At 70.2% G+C, this 18034-nt stretch carries 14 protein-coding genes; 12 read left to right on the forward strand and 2 right to left on the reverse strand.

Annotated features, from left to right (window positions below):
• Window positions 1–4: 4 nt before the first annotated feature.
• Entirely contained in the window at window positions 5–1840 is a 1836-nt protein-coding gene (locus tag QE452_RS11950) for a copper resistance system multicopper oxidase (RefSeq protein ID WP_309657650.1), read from the reverse strand.
• Between the two features lie 137 nt (window positions 1841–1977).
• Between QE452_RS11950 and QE452_RS11955 the strand changes: the two genes are divergently transcribed.
• The 12 genes from QE452_RS11955 to QE452_RS12010 all read left to right on the forward strand — a co-directional run bounded on the left by QE452_RS11955 (window position 1978) and on the right by QE452_RS12010 (window position 17791).
• Complete coding sequence (locus QE452_RS11955; RefSeq protein ID WP_309657649.1) at window positions 1978–2556, forward strand: ANTAR domain-containing protein; 579 nt, start codon at window positions 1978–1980, stop codon at window positions 2554–2556.
• 153 nt (window positions 2557–2709) lie between these two features.
• Window positions 2710–3768, forward strand: coding sequence for a CmpA/NrtA family ABC transporter substrate-binding protein (locus QE452_RS11960; protein WP_309730077.1), 1059 nt, complete (start codon window positions 2710–2712; stop codon window positions 3766–3768).
• Window positions 3769–3948: 180 nt separating this feature from the next.
• Window positions 3949–5268, forward strand: a complete 1320-nt coding sequence (locus QE452_RS11965; RefSeq protein WP_309657647.1) for a hemolysin family protein — start codon at window positions 3949–3951, stop codon at window positions 5266–5268.
• A gap of 251 nt (window positions 5269–5519) precedes the next feature.
• On the forward strand, window positions 5520–6758 hold the full coding sequence (locus QE452_RS11970) for a nitrate/nitrite transporter (protein WP_309657646.1): 1239 nt from the start codon (window positions 5520–5522) through the stop codon (window positions 6756–6758).
• Between the two features lie 3 nt (window positions 6759–6761).
• On the forward strand, window positions 6762–7970 hold the full coding sequence (locus QE452_RS11975) for an alginate export family protein (protein ID WP_309657645.1): 1209 nt from the start codon (window positions 6762–6764) through the stop codon (window positions 7968–7970).
• Window positions 7970–10447 carry a nitrite reductase large subunit NirB gene (nirB, locus tag QE452_RS11980; protein ID WP_309657644.1) on the forward strand — a complete coding sequence of 826 codons (2478 nt, stop codon included), beginning with the start codon at window positions 7970–7972 and terminating at the stop codon, window positions 10445–10447. The genes QE452_RS11975 and nirB overlap by 1 nt, the downstream gene beginning before the upstream one ends.
• Entirely contained in the window at window positions 10444–10782 is a 339-nt protein-coding gene (gene nirD, locus QE452_RS11985) for a nitrite reductase small subunit NirD (protein ID WP_309657643.1), read from the forward strand. The genes nirB and nirD overlap by 4 nt, the downstream gene beginning before the upstream one ends.
• A gap of 37 nt (window positions 10783–10819) precedes the next feature.
• Window positions 10820–13411: a molybdopterin-dependent oxidoreductase gene (locus QE452_RS11990; protein ID WP_309657642.1), complete on the forward strand. Its 2592-nt coding sequence runs from the start codon at window positions 10820–10822 to the stop codon at window positions 13409–13411.
• Window positions 13401–14186 carry a uroporphyrinogen-III C-methyltransferase gene (gene cobA / locus QE452_RS11995; RefSeq protein WP_309657641.1) on the forward strand — a complete coding sequence of 262 codons (786 nt, stop codon included), beginning with the start codon at window positions 13401–13403 and terminating at the stop codon, window positions 14184–14186. Before QE452_RS11990 ends, cobA begins: the two co-directional genes overlap by 11 nt.
• Window positions 14187–14237: 51 nt before the next feature.
• The gene (locus tag QE452_RS12000; protein WP_309657640.1) at window positions 14238–15326 is read left to right on the forward strand and encodes a spore photoproduct lyase family protein; all 1089 of its coding nucleotides are present in this window, start codon (window positions 14238–14240) and stop codon (window positions 15324–15326) included.
• 51 nt (window positions 15327–15377) lie between these two features.
• The gene (locus QE452_RS12005) at window positions 15378–16814 is read left to right on the forward strand and encodes an NAD-dependent succinate-semialdehyde dehydrogenase (protein WP_309657639.1); all 1437 of its coding nucleotides are present in this window, start codon (window positions 15378–15380) and stop codon (window positions 16812–16814) included.
• Between the two features lie 161 nt (window positions 16815–16975).
• Complete coding sequence (locus QE452_RS12010; protein ID WP_309657638.1) at window positions 16976–17791, forward strand: hemerythrin domain-containing protein; 816 nt, start codon at window positions 16976–16978, stop codon at window positions 17789–17791.
• Between the two features lie 6 nt (window positions 17792–17797).
• On the opposite strand, the gene QE452_RS12015 is transcribed toward QE452_RS12010, so the two are convergent.
• Window positions 17798–17971, reverse strand: a complete 174-nt coding sequence (locus QE452_RS12015) for a hypothetical protein (RefSeq protein WP_309657637.1) — start codon at window positions 17969–17971, stop codon at window positions 17798–17800.
• Between the last annotated feature and the right edge of the window lie 63 nt (window positions 17972–18034).

Raw genomic sequence — 18034 nt, forward strand, 5'->3', positions numbered from 1 at the left:
CCGATCACGCCGCCGCTCCCGCCGCGTCCGGGCGGACGGTGACGACCTGCATCATCCCGGCATGCATGTGATAGAGGAGATGGCAGTGGAACGCCCAGTCGCCCAGCGCATCGGCGGTCAGGTCGAAGGTGGCGGTGCCGCCCGGCGCGACGTTGATCGTGTGCTTGCGCGGGGCATGATCGCCATGCCCCGTCACCAGTTCGAAGAAATGGCCATGCAGGTGGATGGGATGCGCCATCATCGTGTCGTTGACCAGCGTCACGCGCACCCGCTCGCCCTGGCGGAGGGGGATGGGCGCGGTGACGGCGTTCATCTTCACCCCGTCGAACGCCCACATATAGCGTTCCATATTGCCGGTCAGGTGGATCTGGAGCTGGCGCGTGGGCGCGCGGACATCCGGATTGCGCGCCAGCGCGACCAGGTCGGTATAGACCAGCACCCGGTGGCCGGCATCGGCCAGCCCCTGGGGCGGATCGCCCATCCGGTCCATCGGCATGGGCGACACGGTCTGCACCACGACCGTCTTGGGCAGGCCGGGCGCATTGGCGAAGTCGCGCATCTTGTGGCTCATCGCCGGCATCGTCCCGCCGTCGGCCGGTGCGCTGGTCGGGGCGCCGGGCGTGCAATGCCCCATCGCCGCATGCTCGGGCGGACAATCGGCGGCGGCCGGCCGGTCATGCGTCATCGCACCATGATCCATGGCCCCATGATCCATGGCCCCGTGATCCATGCCCGCCATCGCCCCCATCCCCATGTCGGTCATGGTGGCGAGCGGCCGGCGACGGAGCGGCGGCACCGGCGCGGTCAGGCCGGCGCGCGGCGCCAACGTCCCGACCGCCATGCCCGACCGGTCCCACGCCTCCGCGACCAGCGCATAGGCGCGCGGCTCGGCCGGGCGGACCAGCACGTCATAGGTCTCCGCCACCGCGATCTGGAGTTCGTCGACCGTCACCGGCCGGACATTCTGCCCGTCCGCCTGCACCACCGTCATCGTCAGGCCCGGCAGGCGCACGTTGAAATTGGTCATCGCCGACGCGTTGACCAGCCGCAGCCGCACCGTCTCGCCCGGCCCGAACAGCCCGGTCCAATGGTCCGCCGGGCCATGGCCGTTGACCAGATAGGTATAGGTCGATCCGGTCACGTCGGACACGTCGCTGGGGTCCATCCGCATCCGGCCCCAGTCGATCCGATCCTTGAGCTTTTGGTCACGGCCGGCGAGCAGGCCCGCCAGCGTCTGCTTCTGGTAATTGAAATAGCCGCCCTGCTGCTTCAGCTTGGCGAAGATGCGGTGCGGATGCATCGCGCTGTGATCGGACAGCACCACGACATGCTCGCGGTCGCTGCGCACCGGATCGGGGCCGGCGGGGTCGATCACGATCGGGCCGTAATGCCCCATCTGCTCCTGCAACCCGCTATGGCTGTGATACCAATAGGTGCCCGACTGGATCACCGGAAAGTCGTAGGTGAAGGTCTTGCCCGCCGGGATGCCGGGAAAGCTGATCCCCGGCACGCCGTCCATCTGGAAGGGCAGCAACAGCCCGTGCCAGTGGATCGAGGTCTCCTCGTCCAGCGCATTGGTGACGGCGATCCGCACCCGCTGCCCCTCACGCAACCGGAGGAGCGGCGCGGGCGAGCCGCCATTGATGCCGATCCGGTGCGCCGGCCGGCCGTCGATCATGCCGTGCAGCGATTCGACCCGCAGCGCGATCTCCTCGCCCGACAGGCTCGGCAGCGGCGCGGCGATCCCGGCGGAGACGGCGCGTGCCCAGCCGGGCACCATCGCCGCACTGCCGCCCAGGGCAGCATCGCGAATAAAATGTCGGCGGGAAAACAGGGTCATCGGACGGATCGATCCTCGGTACGCTACCGGCAGCGCCCGCCCCCCTAGCCCGGCGCACCTGAACGCGGCCATGCCACAGGACGGCCCCGTTCGATAGAGACTGGCCCGCTCCGGCCCCGGATTGTAGATCGTACCCCGTGCGAATCGCGATCATCGATACCAGCACCACGCGCGCCGCGATCATCTCGGAGGGGCTGCGCGAGGCGGGGCTGACCGACCTGGCGGTGATCGATCCCGCCGGGCAGCTGGTCGCGCAGGTCGAGGCCGCCGCGCCGGAGGTCGTGCTCATCAACCTGGAAAATCCCAGCCGCGACCTGCTGGAGGATTTTTTCGCCATGTCGCGGGCGCTGGCGCGGCCGATCGCGATGTTCGTCGACCAGTCGGATGCGGCGGCGACGATGGCCGCGGTCGATGCCGGCGTCTCCGCCTATGTCGTCGACGGCCTGGCCAAGCAGCGCATCCAGCCGATCCTGGAACTGGCGATCCGCCGATTCCAGGCTTTCTCCCGGCTCCAGGCCGAACTGGCCGAGGCGAAGACCGCGCTTGCCGACCGGCAGGTGATCGACCGGGCCAAGGCGATCCTGATGAAACGGCGGAACCTGGACGAACCGGCCGCCTATGCGCTGCTGCGCGGCCATGCGATGCAGTCCAACCGGCGCATCGCCGAGGTGGCGGAGGCGATCGTGACCAGCGACGCCGTGATGGGAGGGCTGTGATGGGCCGCGAGACGTTCCGCATCGGCTTCCTGCCGCTGGTCGATGCCGCGCTGCCGATCCTGGCGCACGAACTGGGCTTCGCGGCGGCCGAGGGGATCGCGATCCAGCCGGTGCGCGACCTGACCTGGGCGACGGTGCGCGACCGGCTGCTCTATGGCCATACCCGATGCCGCGCATCTGGTCGCGCCGCTGGCGATCGCGACGACCCTGGGCCGGGGCCGACCGGCGGTGCCGCTGGCGGTGCCGTTCGTACTGGGGCTGAACGGCAATGCCATCACCCTGTCGACCGCGCTGGGCGAGGCGTGCGGGCTGGGCGCGGGACTGGGCGATCCGGTGACGCTGGGCGCGGCGCTGAAGCAGGTGGCGGCGGCGCGCCGCGCGGCCGGGCGGCCGATACGCCTGGGCGTGGTGCATCGCCATTCCAGCCACAACTATATGCTCCGCTACTGGCTGGCGCAGGTCGGCATCCGCCCGGACGAGGATGTCGTGATCGCGGTCACCAGCCCGCCCTTCGCCGCCGATGCGCTGGCAACGGGCGCGATCGACGGCATCTGCGTGGGCGAGCCGTGGAACTCGATCGCGGTCGATCGCGGCGTCGGCCGCATCGCGCTGGCCAGCGCGCAGGTGTGGCGGCGCGGCGTCGAGAAGGTGCTGGCGCTGACCGCCGCCACCGCCGCCGAACGGCCGGAGGCGGTCGCCGCCCTGGTCCGCGCGCTCCACGCCGCCGCCGCGCATTTCGTCGCCCCCGGCACCGCCGGGGAGAGCGCGGAAATCCTGGCGCGCCCCGAATATCTGGACGCGCCGGTCGATGCGATCCTGCGCGCGATCACCGATCGCATCCGGGTGGTGCCGGGCGGCGAGCCGATCCATTATCCTGACTTCATGTTCCAGTATCGCGAGGCCGCCAACTTCCCGTGGCGCAGCCAGGCGGCGTGGCTCTACACCCAGATGATCCGCTGGGAAGGCCAAGCCTTCGACGGGCAGGAGGCGGCGGCGGCGATGGCGACCTTCCGCCCCGACCTGTACCGCGCCGCGCTCGCCGGATCGGGCGCGGTGCTGCCCGGCGCCAGCTCCAAGCTGGAGGGCGCCTTGGGCGAACCCATTGCCGCCGGCTCGACCCAGGGTCGGCTGATGCTGGGCAGCGACCGGTTCTTCGACGGACGGGCCTTCGATCCCGACGACATGCCGGGCTATCTGGCGGGACTGCCCTGACCCATTGCGCTCCCCGCCAGGGGCGGAATGGGTGTCCCCGGCGCAAACAACCCCCGCCGCGAACGATCCGCCCTCCCCAAGCCCGCGCCGCTGTGCCACACCCGCGCACAAGGCGCGCCCGCCGCCGACCGCCGGGCATCATGACGCAGGTCGGACTTCGGCCTGCGGGGTAAGGAGCTTATGTCGCCGTTTCTCGGACTGGCCGCGGTGCTGGTGCTCGTCATCGCCAACGGCTTCTTCGTCGCCTCGGAATTCTCGCTGGTCGCGGTGCGGCGCAGCCGGGTGGCGGAGCTGGTCAATGCCGGGCGGATGAACGCCAAGGCCTTGCAACGCGCGATCGACCAGCTCGACGCCAATCTCGCCGCCACGCAGCTCGGCATCACCATCTCGTCGCTGGCGCTGGGCTGGATCGGCGAGCCGGCACTGGCGCATCTGGTCGAGCCGATGCTCGCCGGCCTGCCCGCCGGCCTCGCCGCGGGCGGTTCCCATGCGGTGGCGGTGGCGATCTCCTTCACCGTCATCACCGCGCTCCACATCGTGCTCGGCGAACTCGCCCCCAAGAGCCTGGCGCTCCAGCGCAGCGAGCGGACCGCGCTCTGGGTGGTGCGGCCGCTCGCCGTCTTCCTGTTCGTGCTGCGCCCGGCGATCGGCGCGCTCAACGGCCTGGGCAACCTGGTCCTGCGGCTGTTCGGCCTGCGCCCCGGCACCGGCGAGGAGGCGCTGCATTCGCCCGAGGAGCTGAAGCTGCTCGTCGCCGCCAGCCACGAGGCCGGCCTGCTCAACGAGGCGCAGCAGGAGGTGGCGGAGCGCGTCTTCACGCTCGGCGACCGGCGGATCGTCGACATCATGACCCCGCGCCGCGACATCGACTGGATCGACGCCGATGCCGGGCCGGAGATGGTCCTCCAAGCGGTGCGCCGCTCGACCCACGAACAGTTGCTGGTCGGCCAGGCCGATCTGGACGAGCTGCGCGGCATGATCCTGAAGAAGGATCTGCTCGACCAGGCGCTGGACGGCGGCGCGATCGATCCGCTGGCGGTGGTGCGCAAGCCGCTGATCGTCCATGAGGCGACGCCGATCGTCCGCGTGCTGGAACAGTTCAAGCGCTCGCCCGTGCGCCTGGCGGTCATTATCAACGAATATGGCAGCGTCGAGGGGCTGGTGACGCAGACCGACCTGCTGGAGGCGCTGGCCGGCGAGCTGGCGGAGGATGAGGACGGGCCCGATCCCGCCATCGTCCGCCAGGACGACGGATCGCTGCTGATCGACGGGCTGGTGTCCGCACATGACGGCTATCGCCTGCTGCAATGGCGCGACGAGCCGACCGATGCCGATTACCACACCATGGCCGGCTTCGCGCTCGCTCGCCTGACCCATCTGCCCGTGCCGGGCGAGACGTTCGAGCATAATGGCTGGCGGTTCGAGATCGTGTCGCTCGACGGGCGGCGCATCGCGCAGCTGAAGGCGACGTCGCTCGATCCCGACCAAACCGTGGAGTGATGCTGCACCTGCGAAAAGGGGCTTGCGCGGCCAGCACGAATCAGGCAGCCTGTGGTCGTCCGGCAATGGCGTCGGACACGAGATAGCAGCGAACGCCTCTCCAGCGCCGGGGAGGCTCCCGCTGACCGGACCGAGGCCGTCACGGCCCCGCACCCGGATGGAGGCAACGAAGCCGCCAGGACGTGATCCCGAAAGGGTCGCCGTCCTGGCGGCTTTTTTCATTTCCGGCCCGCGCGGCCGAGGGGGACAGCATGGCGACGATGATGTGGAACGATCCGAAGGAGGAACCCGCGACCGGCTTCTGGGCGAGCGGCCATACGCCGACCCTGATCGCCGCCTTTCTCTATTTCGACCTGGCCTTCATGGTCTGGGTGCTGCTCGGCCCGCTGGCGCCCGACATCGCGCATGCGCTGGCGCTGACCCCGGCGCAGAAGGGGCTGATGGTCGCGGTGCCGACGCTGGCCGGCGCGGTGCTGCGCGTCGTCAACGGCCTGCTGGTCGACCGGATCGGGCCGAAGCGGTCGGGCGCGATCAGCCAGATCATCGTCATCGCCGGCCTGGCCAGCGCCTGGATGCTGGGCGTCAGCAGCTTCGCCGGCACGCTGGCGCTGGGCGTGATCCTGGGCTTTGCCGGGGCCAGCTTCGCGATCGCATTGCCGCTCGCCAGCCGCTGGTATCCGCCCGAACACCAGGGCAAGGCGATGGGCCTGGCCGGCATGGGCAATTCGGGCACGGTGCTGGCGGCCCTGTTCGCCCCCGCGCTCGCCAAGCTGTTCGGCTGGAACGCGGTGCTGGGCCTCGCCTGCATCCCGCTGACCATCGTGTTCGTCGTCTATCTGGTCCTGGCCAAGGACGCCCCCAACGCCCCCGCCCCGCGCCGGCTGGCCGAATATCTGCAACCGCTGCGCCAGGCCGATGCCTGGTGGCTGATGGGCTTCTACGCCGTCACCTTTGGCGGGTTCGTGGGGCTGGCGGCCAGCCTGCCGCTCTATTTCACCGAACGGTTCGGGCTGACCACGGTGCAGGCCGGCTATGCCACGGCGGCCTGCGTCTTCGCCGGGTCGCTGGTCCGGCCGATGGGCGGGGCGCTGGCCGATGCGATCGGCGGGGTGAAGGCGCTGATGGCGGTGTTCGCCGCCGCCGCCGTGACGCTGACCGGCGTGGCGATCGCCGATGGCTTCGCCGCCTCGCTCGCGCTGTTCGTCCTGTCGATGCTGGCGCTGGGGACCGGCAACGGCTCGGTCTTCCAGCTGGTGCCGCAGCGCTTCGCCGCCGAGATCGGCGTGATGACCGGGCTGGTCGGCATGGCGGGCGGCATCGGCGGCTTCTACCTCGCCTCCTCGCTCGGCCTCGCCAAGCAATGGACCGGCAGCTTTTCCCTCGGTTTCCTGATCTTTGCCGCGCTGGCCGTCGTCGCCCTGGCGGGCCTGGCGCTGGTCAAGGCCCGGTGGCGCCGCGATTGGGCGACCGCCGGAACCGTGCGGATCTGATCGATGCGCCTGGCCCCTTCCCTACTCCTGTCGGCGTCGCTCCTCGCCGCCCTGCCGGCCGCCGCGCAGACCGTGACGCTGACGCCGCTGGCGGAGGCCCGGCTGCGCTGGGAGCGGGTCGACCAGGGCGACCTGCCCCGCCGCGCGGACGCGGTCACCGCCCGCGTCCGCACCGGGATCGCGGCGACCGCCGGCCCCTGGTCGGCGCTGGCCGAGGCGCAGGGCAATCTGGCGATCGTGCCCGACTATTTCGACGGCGTGCATCCCGACGCCACCCGCCCGCTGGTCGGCGATCCGCAGAGCATCGGCCTCTACCGCGCGCAGGTGCAGTACAGAACCGACGCCCTCATCCTGACCGCCGGGCGGCAGCGGATCGCACTGGACGACGAACGCTTCGTCGGCACCGCCGCCATCCGCAACAACGGCCAGACGTTCGACGCGGTGCGCGCCGAGCTGGTGCCGGTGAAGGGCGTGAAGGCGGACCTGAGCTATGTCTGGGGCGTCCGCACCGTCTGGGGGATCGACGGCACTGGTGCGCGGCCGCGCTCGATCGGCGGCAATAACGTACTGGCCAATCTGGGCTGGGCGACGCCGATCGGCACGCTGACCAGCTTCGCCTATCTGATCGACGCGGACGAGGCGACGCTCCAGGGCTATCGCCTGTCGAGCCAGACCTATGGCGCGCGGCTGGCGGGCAGCCGGCCGCTGGGCACGGCCAGGATCGCCTATCAGGCCAGTTGGGCGCGTCAGTCCGACTATCACCGCAACCCCAACGACTATGCGGCCGATTACTGGCTGGCCGATGTCGCGCTCGACCTGAACGGCCCGCGCCTGGGCGGCGGGTACGAAGTGCTGGGCGCCGATCGCGGCCAGGCGCTGGCCAGCTTCCAGACGCCGCTATCGTCGATCTTCAAGTTCCAGGGCTGGGCCGACAAGTTCACCACCACGCCCGCGGACGGCATTCGCGACCTCTATGCCAGCACCGGCTGGGGCTGGAAGCAGGTCGGCCCGGTCAAGGCGCTCGGCCTTTCCGCCATCTGGCACCGGTTCGAGAGCGACCGGCTGGTCCGCCACTACGGCAACGAGATCGACCTCCTCGCGCAAGGCAAGGTCGGCCGCACCACCGCGTCGCTCCGCTACGCCGATTATCAGGCCGATCGCTTCGGCACCGACACCCAAAAGCTTTGGCTGCAACTGGACTGGACCATCTGATGGAACACCGCCCCGTCGTCGCGGCGACCGATACCCGCGAACGCCTCATCGTAATCGGCAACGGCATGGCCGGCTGCCGCGCGGTCGAGGAATTGCTGGCCCGCGATCCCGACCGCTACCGCATCACCATCTTCGGCGCCGAGCCGCTGGTGAACTACAACCGGATCATGCTGTCGCCGGTGCTGGCCGGCGAGAAGACGTTCGACGAGATCGTCATCAACGGCCATGACTGGTATGCCGATCACGGCATCGCGCTGGTCAGCGGCGATCCGGTGACGGCGATCGATCGCGACGCGCGCACCGTCACCACGCGCGGCGGTATCGTCACCGGCTACGACCGGCTGCTGATCGCGACCGGCTCCGACCCGTTCATCATCCCGGTGCCCGGCCACGACCTGCCCGGCGTCATCAGCTTCCGCGACATGCAGGATGTCGAGCATATGCTCGCCGCCGCCGAACGGGGCGGCAGCGCGGTGGTGATCGGCGGCGGCCTGCTGGGGCTGGAGGCGGCGCATGGCCTGTCGCTCCGGGGCATGACGGTCACCGTCCTCCACCTGATGCCGACGCTGATGGAGCGGCAACTGGACGAGGCGGCGGGCTGGCTGCTGAAACAGGCGCTGGAGGCGCGCGGTCAGACCGTGCTGACCGGTGCCGACACCGCCGCGATCCTGGGCGACGGCAGAGTCGAGGCGATCCGCCTGAAGGACGGGCGCGAGATCGCCGCCGACCTGGTGGTGATGGCGGTCGGCATCCGCCCCTCGGTCGCGCTCGCCCGCGCCGCCGGGCTGGAGGTCGGGCGCGGCATCAAGGTCGACGACCATATGGTCACCTCCGATCCCCGCATCCTGGCGGTCGGCGAATGCGTCGAGCATGACGGACAGGTCTATGGCCTGGTCGCGCCGCTCTGGGACATGTGCCGCAGCCTCGCCGATGCGCTGACCGGCGCACCGTCCGGCTATCGTCCCACCGCCACCGCGACCAAGCTGAAGGTCGCCGGGCTCGACGTCTTCTCGGCGGGCGATTTCGGCGGCGGCGACGGCGCGGAGGATATCGTGCTGCGCGACGCCGCGCGCGGCATCTACAAGCGCGTCGTGGTCAAGGACGACCGGATCGTCGGCGCGGTGCTGTATGGCGATACCGCCGACGGCAACTGGTATTTCGACCTGCTGAAAAAGGGCGAGAGCATCGGCGACATCCGCGACGCGCTGATCTTCGGCCAGGCCTTCGCCTCGGGAGGGGGGCAGGCGGACCCTAAGTCGGCCGTTGCGGCGCTCTCCGACACGGCGGAGATCTGCGGCTGCAACGGCGTCACCAAGGGCCAGGTCGTCTCGTGCATCGCCAAGGGCGCGCACAGCCTCGACACCGTCCGCGCCACCTGCAAGGCGTCGGCGAGCTGCGGCTCGTGCACCGGGCTGGTCGAGACGCTGCTCGCGCTCACCCTCGGCGACGAGGTGGAGGCGGGCCAAAAGACGATGTGCAAATGCACCAGCTTTGGCCATGACGATGTGCGGCGCGAGATCGTCGCTCAAGGGATGCGCTCGATCCCGGAGGTGATGCAGAAGCTGCACTGGTCGACGCCCGACGGCTGTTCCTCCTGCCGCCCGGCGCTCAATTACTATCTGCTCTGCGCCCTGCCCGGCGACTATGTCGACGACCAGCAGAGCCGCTTCGTCAACGAGCGGATGCACGCCAACATCCAGAAGGACGGCACCTATTCGGTGGTGCCACGCATGTGGGGCGGGATCACGTCGCCAAAGGAACTGCGCGCGATCGCCGATGTGGTCGAGAAGTTCAACGCGCCGATGGTCAAGGTGACCGGCGGCCAGCGGCTCGATATCTTCGGCATCAGGAAGGAGGATCTGCCCGCCGTCTGGGCCGATCTGAACGCCGCCGGGATGGTCAGCGGCCATGCCTATGGCAAGTCGTTGCGCACGGTGAAGACCTGTGTCGGCTCCGAATGGTGCCGGTTCGGCACGCAGGATTCGACCGGGCTGGGCGTCAAGCTGGAGCGGGCGACCTGGGGGTCGTGGATGCCGCACAAGTTCAAGATCGCGGTGTCCGGGTGCCCGCGCAACTGCGCCGAGGCGACGATCAAAGATTTCGGCGTGGTCTGCGTCGACAGCGGCTACGAACTCCATGTCGGCGGCAATGGCGGGATCAAGGTCCGCGCCACCGACCTGCTCTGCAAGGTCGCGACCGAGGCGGAGGCGATGGAGATGTGCGCCGCCTTCGTCCAGCTCTACCGCGAGGAGGCGCGCTATCTGGAGCGGACCGCGCCGTGGATCGAGCGGGTCGGGCTGGCCTACATCCAGTCGCGCCTCCTGCCCGACGAGGCGGCACGCGCCGAACTCGCCCGTCGCTTCTTCCATGCGCAGAGCTTCTCGCAAGACGATCCCTGGGCCGCGCGCGTCGCCGGCCAGGAGCGCGAGATGCATGCGCCGATGGCGCGCTTCACCCCGCAGGAGGAAATGGCATGACTGGCGAGTGGCTCGATATCGGCTGGGTGAACGAGATCCCGGTACGCGGCAGCCGCACGGTGCAGGTCGAGGGCGGCGACGACATCGCCATCTTCCGCACCGGCGAGAACAAGGTCTTCGCGCTGCGCGACCGCTGTCCGCACAAGCATGGCCGGCTGAGCCAGGGCATCGTCCATGGCGGCGCGGTGGCCTGCCCGCTGCACAATTGGCGCATCTCGCTGAGCACCGGGGAAGCGCTGGGCGAGGACAAGGGCTGCACCCCGATCGTGCCGGTCCGGATCAGCGGCGGCCGCGTGCTGATCTGCCGCGCCTCGACGCTGAAGGCGGCAGCGTGATGGTCGTCCGGTTCCTCCCCCGCACGGCGAGGACGCGGTGACCCCCATCGACACCACCTGCGCCTATTGCGGTGTCGGCTGCGGCATCCGCGCGACCGTGACCGGCGACCGTCAGGTGCGGATCGAGGGCGATCCCGATCACCCCGCCAATCGCGGCAGGCTCTGTTCCAAGGGCACGCATCTGGGCGAGACGGTCGGGCTGGAGGGTCGTCTGCTCCACCCCATGATCGGCCGGCGGCGCGCCTCCTGGGACAAGGCGCTCGATCTCGTCGCCAGACGCTTCCGCGACACCATCGCGCGCCATGGCCCCGACAGCGTCGCCTTCTACGTCTCGGGCCAGTTGCTCACCGAGGATTATTACGTCGCCAACAAGCTGATGAAGGGGTTCATCGGCTCGGCGAACATCGACACCAATTCGCGCCTGTGCATGTCGAGCGCGGTGGCGGGGCAGACCCGCGCCTTTGGCGAAGATGTGGTGCCGGCGAGCTACGACGATATCGACACCGCCGACCTGATCGTGCTGGTCGGCAGCAACACCGCCTGGTGCCATCCGATCGTCTATCAGCGTATCCGGGCGCGCTGCGACGCCGGTGCGAAACTGGTCGTGATCGACCCGCGCCGCACCGAGACGGCGGAACAGGCCGATCTGCACCTTGCCATCCGGCCGGGCAGCGATGTGGCGCTGATGAACGGCGCGCTTGCCTGGGCACGGGCGGCGGGGGTGGTGGACGAGGCGTTCCTGGCCGCCTCGGTCGCGGTGCCGGAGGAGTTCTGGGCGGCGCTGGACCAGGGCAGCGACCTGTGGTCGGTCGCGAGGACCTGCGACGTCGCGCCGGGTGACCTGCGCCGCTTCTACGAGATGTTCGCCGCCACGCCGCGCACGGTCACGCTGTTCAGCCAGGGCATCAACCAGTCGACCGCCGGCACCGACCAGGTCAATGCGATCCTCAACCTGCACCTCGCCACCGGCCGGATCGGCAAGCCGGGGGCCGCGCCCTTCTCGATCACCGGCCAGCCCAATGCGATGGGCGGTCGCGAGGTCGGCGGGCTCGCCTCGACGCTGGCGGCGCATATGGACTTCGCGCCCGACAATCGCGCGCGGGTCCAGAGATTCTGGGCCTCCCCCGCCATCGCCGCCAGGCCGGGGCTGAAGGCGGTCGACCTGTTCCGCGAAGTCGGCCAGGGCCGGATCAAGGCGCTGTGGATCATGGCGACCAACCCGGCCGTGTCGATGCCCGATGCCGGATCGGTGCGCGACGCGCTCGCCGCCTGCCCCTTCGTGGTGGTCAGCGACGTGATCGCGGAGACGGATACGTCCGTCCATGCGCATGTCCGCCTGCCCGCCGCCGCCTGGGGCGAGAAGGACGGCACCGTCACCAACAGCGACCGCACGGTCAGCCGCCAGCGCGCGCTCTTCCCCCTGCCCGGCAACGCGAAGCCGGACTGGTGGATCGTCAAGGAGGTCGGCCGCCGCATGGGCTGGAAGACCGCCTTCGCCTATGACCGGCCGGCCGAGATCTGGCGCGAGCATTGCCGCCTGTCCACCTATGAGAATGACGGCGCCCGCCTGTTCGCGCTACCCGGCCGGTCGAGCGGCGGCAATGCGGACTATGACGCGATGCAGCCGTTCCGCTGGGGCGGCACGCCCTTTGCCGATGGCCGCTTCCCGACGGCGGACGGCCGGGCGCGGCTGGTGCCGGTCGTGCAGAAGGCGATTCCCGCGCCGCTTCGCGACTGGCCGATGACGCTCAACACTGGGCGCTATCGCGACCACTGGCACACGATGACCCGCACCGGCCTCGCCCCCAAGCTGGCGCGGCATCGCGAGGAACCGCTGGTCGAGGTCCATCCCGACGATGCCGCGCGGCTAGCGCTGGCCGATGGCGGACTGGCGCGGGTCGGCACGCCGCAGGGCGAAAGCCTGTACCGCGTATCGGTCGTCGCCAGCCAGCGGCCGGGCGAGCTGTTCGTGCCGATTCACTGGACCGATCGCACGGCGACCGGCGGCCGCACCGGCCTGTTGCCGCGACCGCTGACCGATCCGCATTCGGGCCAGCCGGGCTTCAAGGCCAGCCCCGCCTGCATCGCCCCGGTCGCGACCCGCTGGCGCGGATTCCTGATCCTGGCCGGTGAGGCGGCGCATCGTCCCGACTGCCTGTGGGCGACCCGGATCGCGGTGCCGGCGGGCACGCTGTGGGAGCTGGCCGGCGACGGCGACGCCGCCGCGCTCGACCGGCTGCTGCCGGCGGGCGAGCGGATCGAGGCGGTCGATGCCGCGCGCGGCACCCGCCGCGTCGCGATCCTGTCCGGCGGCCGGCTGGTCGCGGCGCTGTTCGTCACCGAGGCGGGGCAGTTGCCGACCCGCGACTGGCTGGTCGCGCAGCTATCCGAGGCCCAGGCCGCGCCGACCCTGCTCGCCGGGCGGGCACCGGGCGCGACCGTCGATCGCGGCGCGGTGCTGTGCGTCTGTTTCGACCTGGGCGTGAAGACGATCCTGGCCGCGATCCGCGACCAGCAGCTTGCCGATGTCGCCGCGATCGGCGCGGCGATCGGCGCCGGCACCAATTGCGGGTCGTGCCGCCCCGCCCTGGCCCGCCTGCTCGCGGAGGAGACCATCCATGCAGCCTGACGATTTCCCCGCCGGTTCGGTCTGGCTGGTCGGGGCCGGTCCCGGCGATCCCGAACTGCTCACGCGCAAGGCCGAGCGGCTGATCGCAACCGCCGACATCGTCTTCTTCGACGCGCTGGTCGGCCCGGCCGTGCTCGACCTGATCCCGTCCGGCACCGAGCGGGTCGGCGTCGGCAAGCGATCGGGCCGCCATTCCAAGGACCAGGGCACGATCGACGCGCTGATCGTCGCCGCCGCCCTGTCCGGCCGGCGGGTGGTGCGGCTGAAGGGCGGCGACCCGTCGATCTTCGGTCGCTCGACCGAGGAGATCGATGCCTGTCGCGCGGCGGGCATCGCCGTCCGCATCTGCCCCGGCATCACCGCCGCCAGCGCGGCCGCCGCCTCTGGTCTCGCCTCGCTGACGCTGCGTGGCCTGGCGCGGCGGCTGACGCTGGTGACGGCGCACGCCCGCGCTGGTGAGCCGCTCGACCTCGACTGGTCGGCGCTCGCCGCCCCCGATTCGACGCTGGCGGTCTATATGGGTCGCGCCGCCGCCGGCGAGGTCGCGGGCGAACTGATCAAGGCTGGGCTGGCGCCCGACACGCCGGTGATGGTCGCGGTCAACGTGTCGCTGCCGGGCGAGCGGCTGATCCGCGGCCGGCTCGACGCGCTCGCCTTCCTGGTCGAGGCGATCAGCGACGGCGATCCCGCCTTGCTGCTGATCGGTCAGGCGATGGGCGTGGCCGCGCCCCGGACCGGGGACCGGATCGCCGCGCTCCAGCCGCTGGTCCTGTGAGGACGGCGCGCGGGGCGATGAACCCAGCCCCCCTCCGCTCGTTCGGCAGGCGTGAAATCCGCCCAAACCTTTGACGCGAAAGCCCTTCGCCCGTGGCTGCCGCGCCGGCTGCTGGTCACCCGCAGCGCGCGCGGCTTCGATCATGGCCGCCATGTCATGGCCCGTGCCGCCGCGCTGGGCGTCGCGATCGTCGAGCTTCCGGCCGACCGGATCGCGCTCGACCTGCCCGACGATCCCCGCCGCGCCTATGCGGAGGCCAAGGCGACGCTGGCGCTGGTCGTCGCCCCGCCGTCCAAGCGTCGCCTGCAACCCATCGCCCCCAGTGCCGACTGGCGCGTCGACCTGGCGGAGGGGTGCCCGGCGCATTGCAGCTATTGCTATCTCGCCGGGTCGCTCAAGGGCCCGCCGATCACGCGCGTCTATGCCAATCTCGACGAGATCCTGGACGGCCTGCCCGCCTATCTGGGCCAGGGACAGATCACCAGCCGCAACCGCGACCGCGCGGCCGAGGGTACGACGTTCGAGGCGTCCTGCTACACCGACCCGCTGGCGCTGGAGGCGCTGACCGGTTCGCTGTCGGCGGCGATCGCCTGGTTCGGGCGGTGGCAGGTCCCGGCGCAGCTCCGCTTCACCAGCAAGTTCGCCGATGTCTCGGCGCTCACCGGTCTCGACCATCACGGGCGCACGCGGATGCGCGCCTCGATCAACCCGCGCGCCTTCGCCCGGTTCGAGGGCGGCACCGCGCCCGTCGCCGCCCGGCTGGTCGCGCTGCGACAGATGGCGCTGGCCGGCTATCCGGTCGGGCTGACCATCGCCCCGATCATCGCCGCGCCCGGCTGGGAACAGGCTTATGGCGAGCTGATCGACCAGGCGGCGGCGCAGTTGGCCGACATCCCCGCACTGGACCTGACGATCGAGTGCATCACCCATCGCTTCACCACGGGGTCGAAGGCGGTGCTGGACAGCTGGTATCCCGGCTCCGCGCTCGACATGACGCCCGCCAACCGGACCACCAAGCGCACCAAGTTCGGCACCGAGAAGCAGGTGTACGATACCGCGACGATGCGGTCGCTGCGCGGCTTCTTCGAGGCGCGTTTGGGCCGGGTGCTGCCGATGGCGCGACTGCTCTATTGGACCTGACCTCCCCGGCTCGGCTAGACGGGGGGCAAAGTTTCAAAGGAGACGATTGCGATGACCGCATCCTATGACGCACGCCTGGGCCTCTATATCGCCGGGGAATGGCTGGGGACCGAGGGGCGCGAGACGCGCGACGTGCTCAACCCCGCCACCGGCCAGGGCCAGGCCGAACTGCCGCTCGCCACCGCCGCCGATCTCGACCGCGCGCTGGAGGCGAGCCAGCGCGGCTTCCTGGCGTGGCGCGCCACCCCGCCGGAGAAGCGCGCCGCGATCCTGACCCGCACCGCGCAATTGCTGCGCGAGCGCGGCGACCAGATCGCGCGCATCGCGACGCTGGAACAGGGCAAGATCCAGGCCGAGGCCAAGGGCGAGGTCGCCTTCGCCGCCGCCCTGCTCGACTTCCACGCCGCCGAGGGGCAGCGAGTCTATGGCCGCGTCCTGCCGCGCCCGTCGGGCAGCCGCAGCCTAGTGCTGCACCAGCCGGTCGGCCCGGTCGCGGCCTTTTGCGCGTGGAACTTCCCCGTCATGAACGTGGTGCGCAAGATCGCGCCGGCGCTGGCGGCGGGCTGTTCGATCATCATCAAGCCGTCCGAGGAGACGGCGGGCAGTGCGGTCGAGGTGATGCGCTGCTTCCAGGATGCCGGCCTGCCCGGCGATGTCGCGCAATGCGTGTTCGGCGTGCCCGACATGGTGTCGCGCCAGCTGCTCGCCTCGCCGATCACCCGCAAGCTGAGCTTCACCGGCTCGGTGCCGGTCGGCAAGCAGCTGATGAAGCTAGCGGCGGACACGATGATGCGCACCACCATGGAGCTGGGCGGCCATGGCCCGGTGCTGGTGTTCGACGATTGCGACCTGGACAAGACGGTCGAGACGCTGGTCGCGCACAAGTTCCGCAATGCGGGCCAGGTCTGCGTCGCGCCGACCCGCTTCCATGTGCAGGACGGCATCTACGACCGCTTCGCCGCCGTCTTTGCCGAGCGGACGCGCGCGCTGAAGATCGGTGACGGCCTGGACGCGGCCAGCCAGATGGGCCCGATGGCCAATGCCCGCCGGCCCGACGCGATCGCCGAGCTGGTCGGCGACGCGACCAGCCATGGCGCGCGCCTGCTCGCGGGTGGCGAGCGTGGCGGCGATGGCGGCTTCTTCTTCCAGCCGACCGTGCTGGCCGATGTGCCGACTGCCGCGCGCGCGATGAACGAGGAACCCTTCGGCCCGATCGCGCTGCTCAGCCGCTTCGGCAGCGAGGAGGATGCGATCGCCGAGGCCAATCGCCTGCCCTTCGGCCTGGCGGCCTATTGCTTCACCGAGAATGGCCGTCGCCAGAACCGGCTGGGCGATTCGATCGAGGCGGGGATGATCGCGATCAACAATGTCCGGCTCAGCTATCCGGACAGCCCGTTCGGCGGGATCAAGGATAGCGGCCATGGCAGCGAGGACGGGCCGGAGGGCATCATGGCGCATCTAGTCACCAAGACCGTGCATATGAGCTGATCGAACGCGGCCTGAGGTGGCGCACGCCTCCCCCCGGCTGGGAGGCGTGCGCGGGATCTCGATCCATCCATCTGATTCAATTAGATAAACCAACAGGAACCGCGATCCGTCCGTACCGGTTGCCCCAGCATGGCGGGGTCATCCCGCATGGGAGACGCGCAATGAGCGACCAATCGGACACCCCGCACCTCTACGGCACCGCGCCGGGATCGGAGAGCAAGCAGGGCAAGGCGGGCCACACCCTCGCCCCCGACCAGCAGGCGCCGACCGAACAAAGCTATGCCCATCAGATCGCGCTGACGGACGGGACCATGGTGACGGTGGAGGAAACCTCCGGCATCGCCTTTGCCGAGAGCGACCGACAGGTCGGGCGTGCCGCACCGCCAGCGGACGACCGGCCGGCGGATGTGACGGCCCCGGCCACCGGCACCCCGCCCTCGACCACGCGGCAGGTGGTGCTGGGCGCGGCGCTGGGCGTTGGGGTCGGCCTGCTCGCCAATCTGGTGCGCAAGGCGGCGGTGCAGGCGCCGACCGTGCTGGCCGGCCGCTGGGACAAGGCGCTCGCCGCCGAGCATCGCGCCGCGCTGGCGATCTTCGACCTGATCGAACAAACCGACGAAAAGGATGCGGCGCGGCGCACCCTGCTGCTGACCCAGTTGAAACATGCGATCGGCAAGCACGCCTTCCAGGAAGAGAACAGCATCTATGCGATGATGCGGGACCTGGAGATGACCGAAGCGGCCGATCATCTGAATCACGAACATGGCTATGTGAAACAATATTTCTTCGACCTGGGCGAGATGCCGCGCGACGATCCCGCCTGGCTGCCCAAACTGCGCGCGTTCCGCTCGATGATCGAGACGCATATGCGCGAGGAGGAGGACGACCTGTTCCCCCGGATGCGCGAGTGGCTGACCGGCGACCAGAACCGCCATCTCACCCGGCTGATGCACCGCGAGGGGCTGAAACTCGCCTGACGCCTATCAGGACCAGAGCCGGCGCAACCAGCCCCGCGCCGGCTCCGGCCCCAGGGCGGCGCGCCGTTCGGCATAGCTGGCGGCGAGCCGCTCATGCGCCGCCTGCGCGACCGCCGTCGTCGCGCGCCGCGCCAGTCGTCGCTCCTGTGCGATGCGACGCTCCAGATAAATCCTCTCCATGCCCGTCTCCTGCCCGTCGCCGGGATTAGGTAAAGTATACAACCCGACCTAATCCGATCGGCT

Origin of the sequence: Sphingomonas sp. SORGH_AS_0438 (assembly GCF_031453475.1) — a bacterium.
GTDB lineage: Bacteria > Pseudomonadota > Alphaproteobacteria > Sphingomonadales > Sphingomonadaceae > Sphingomonas.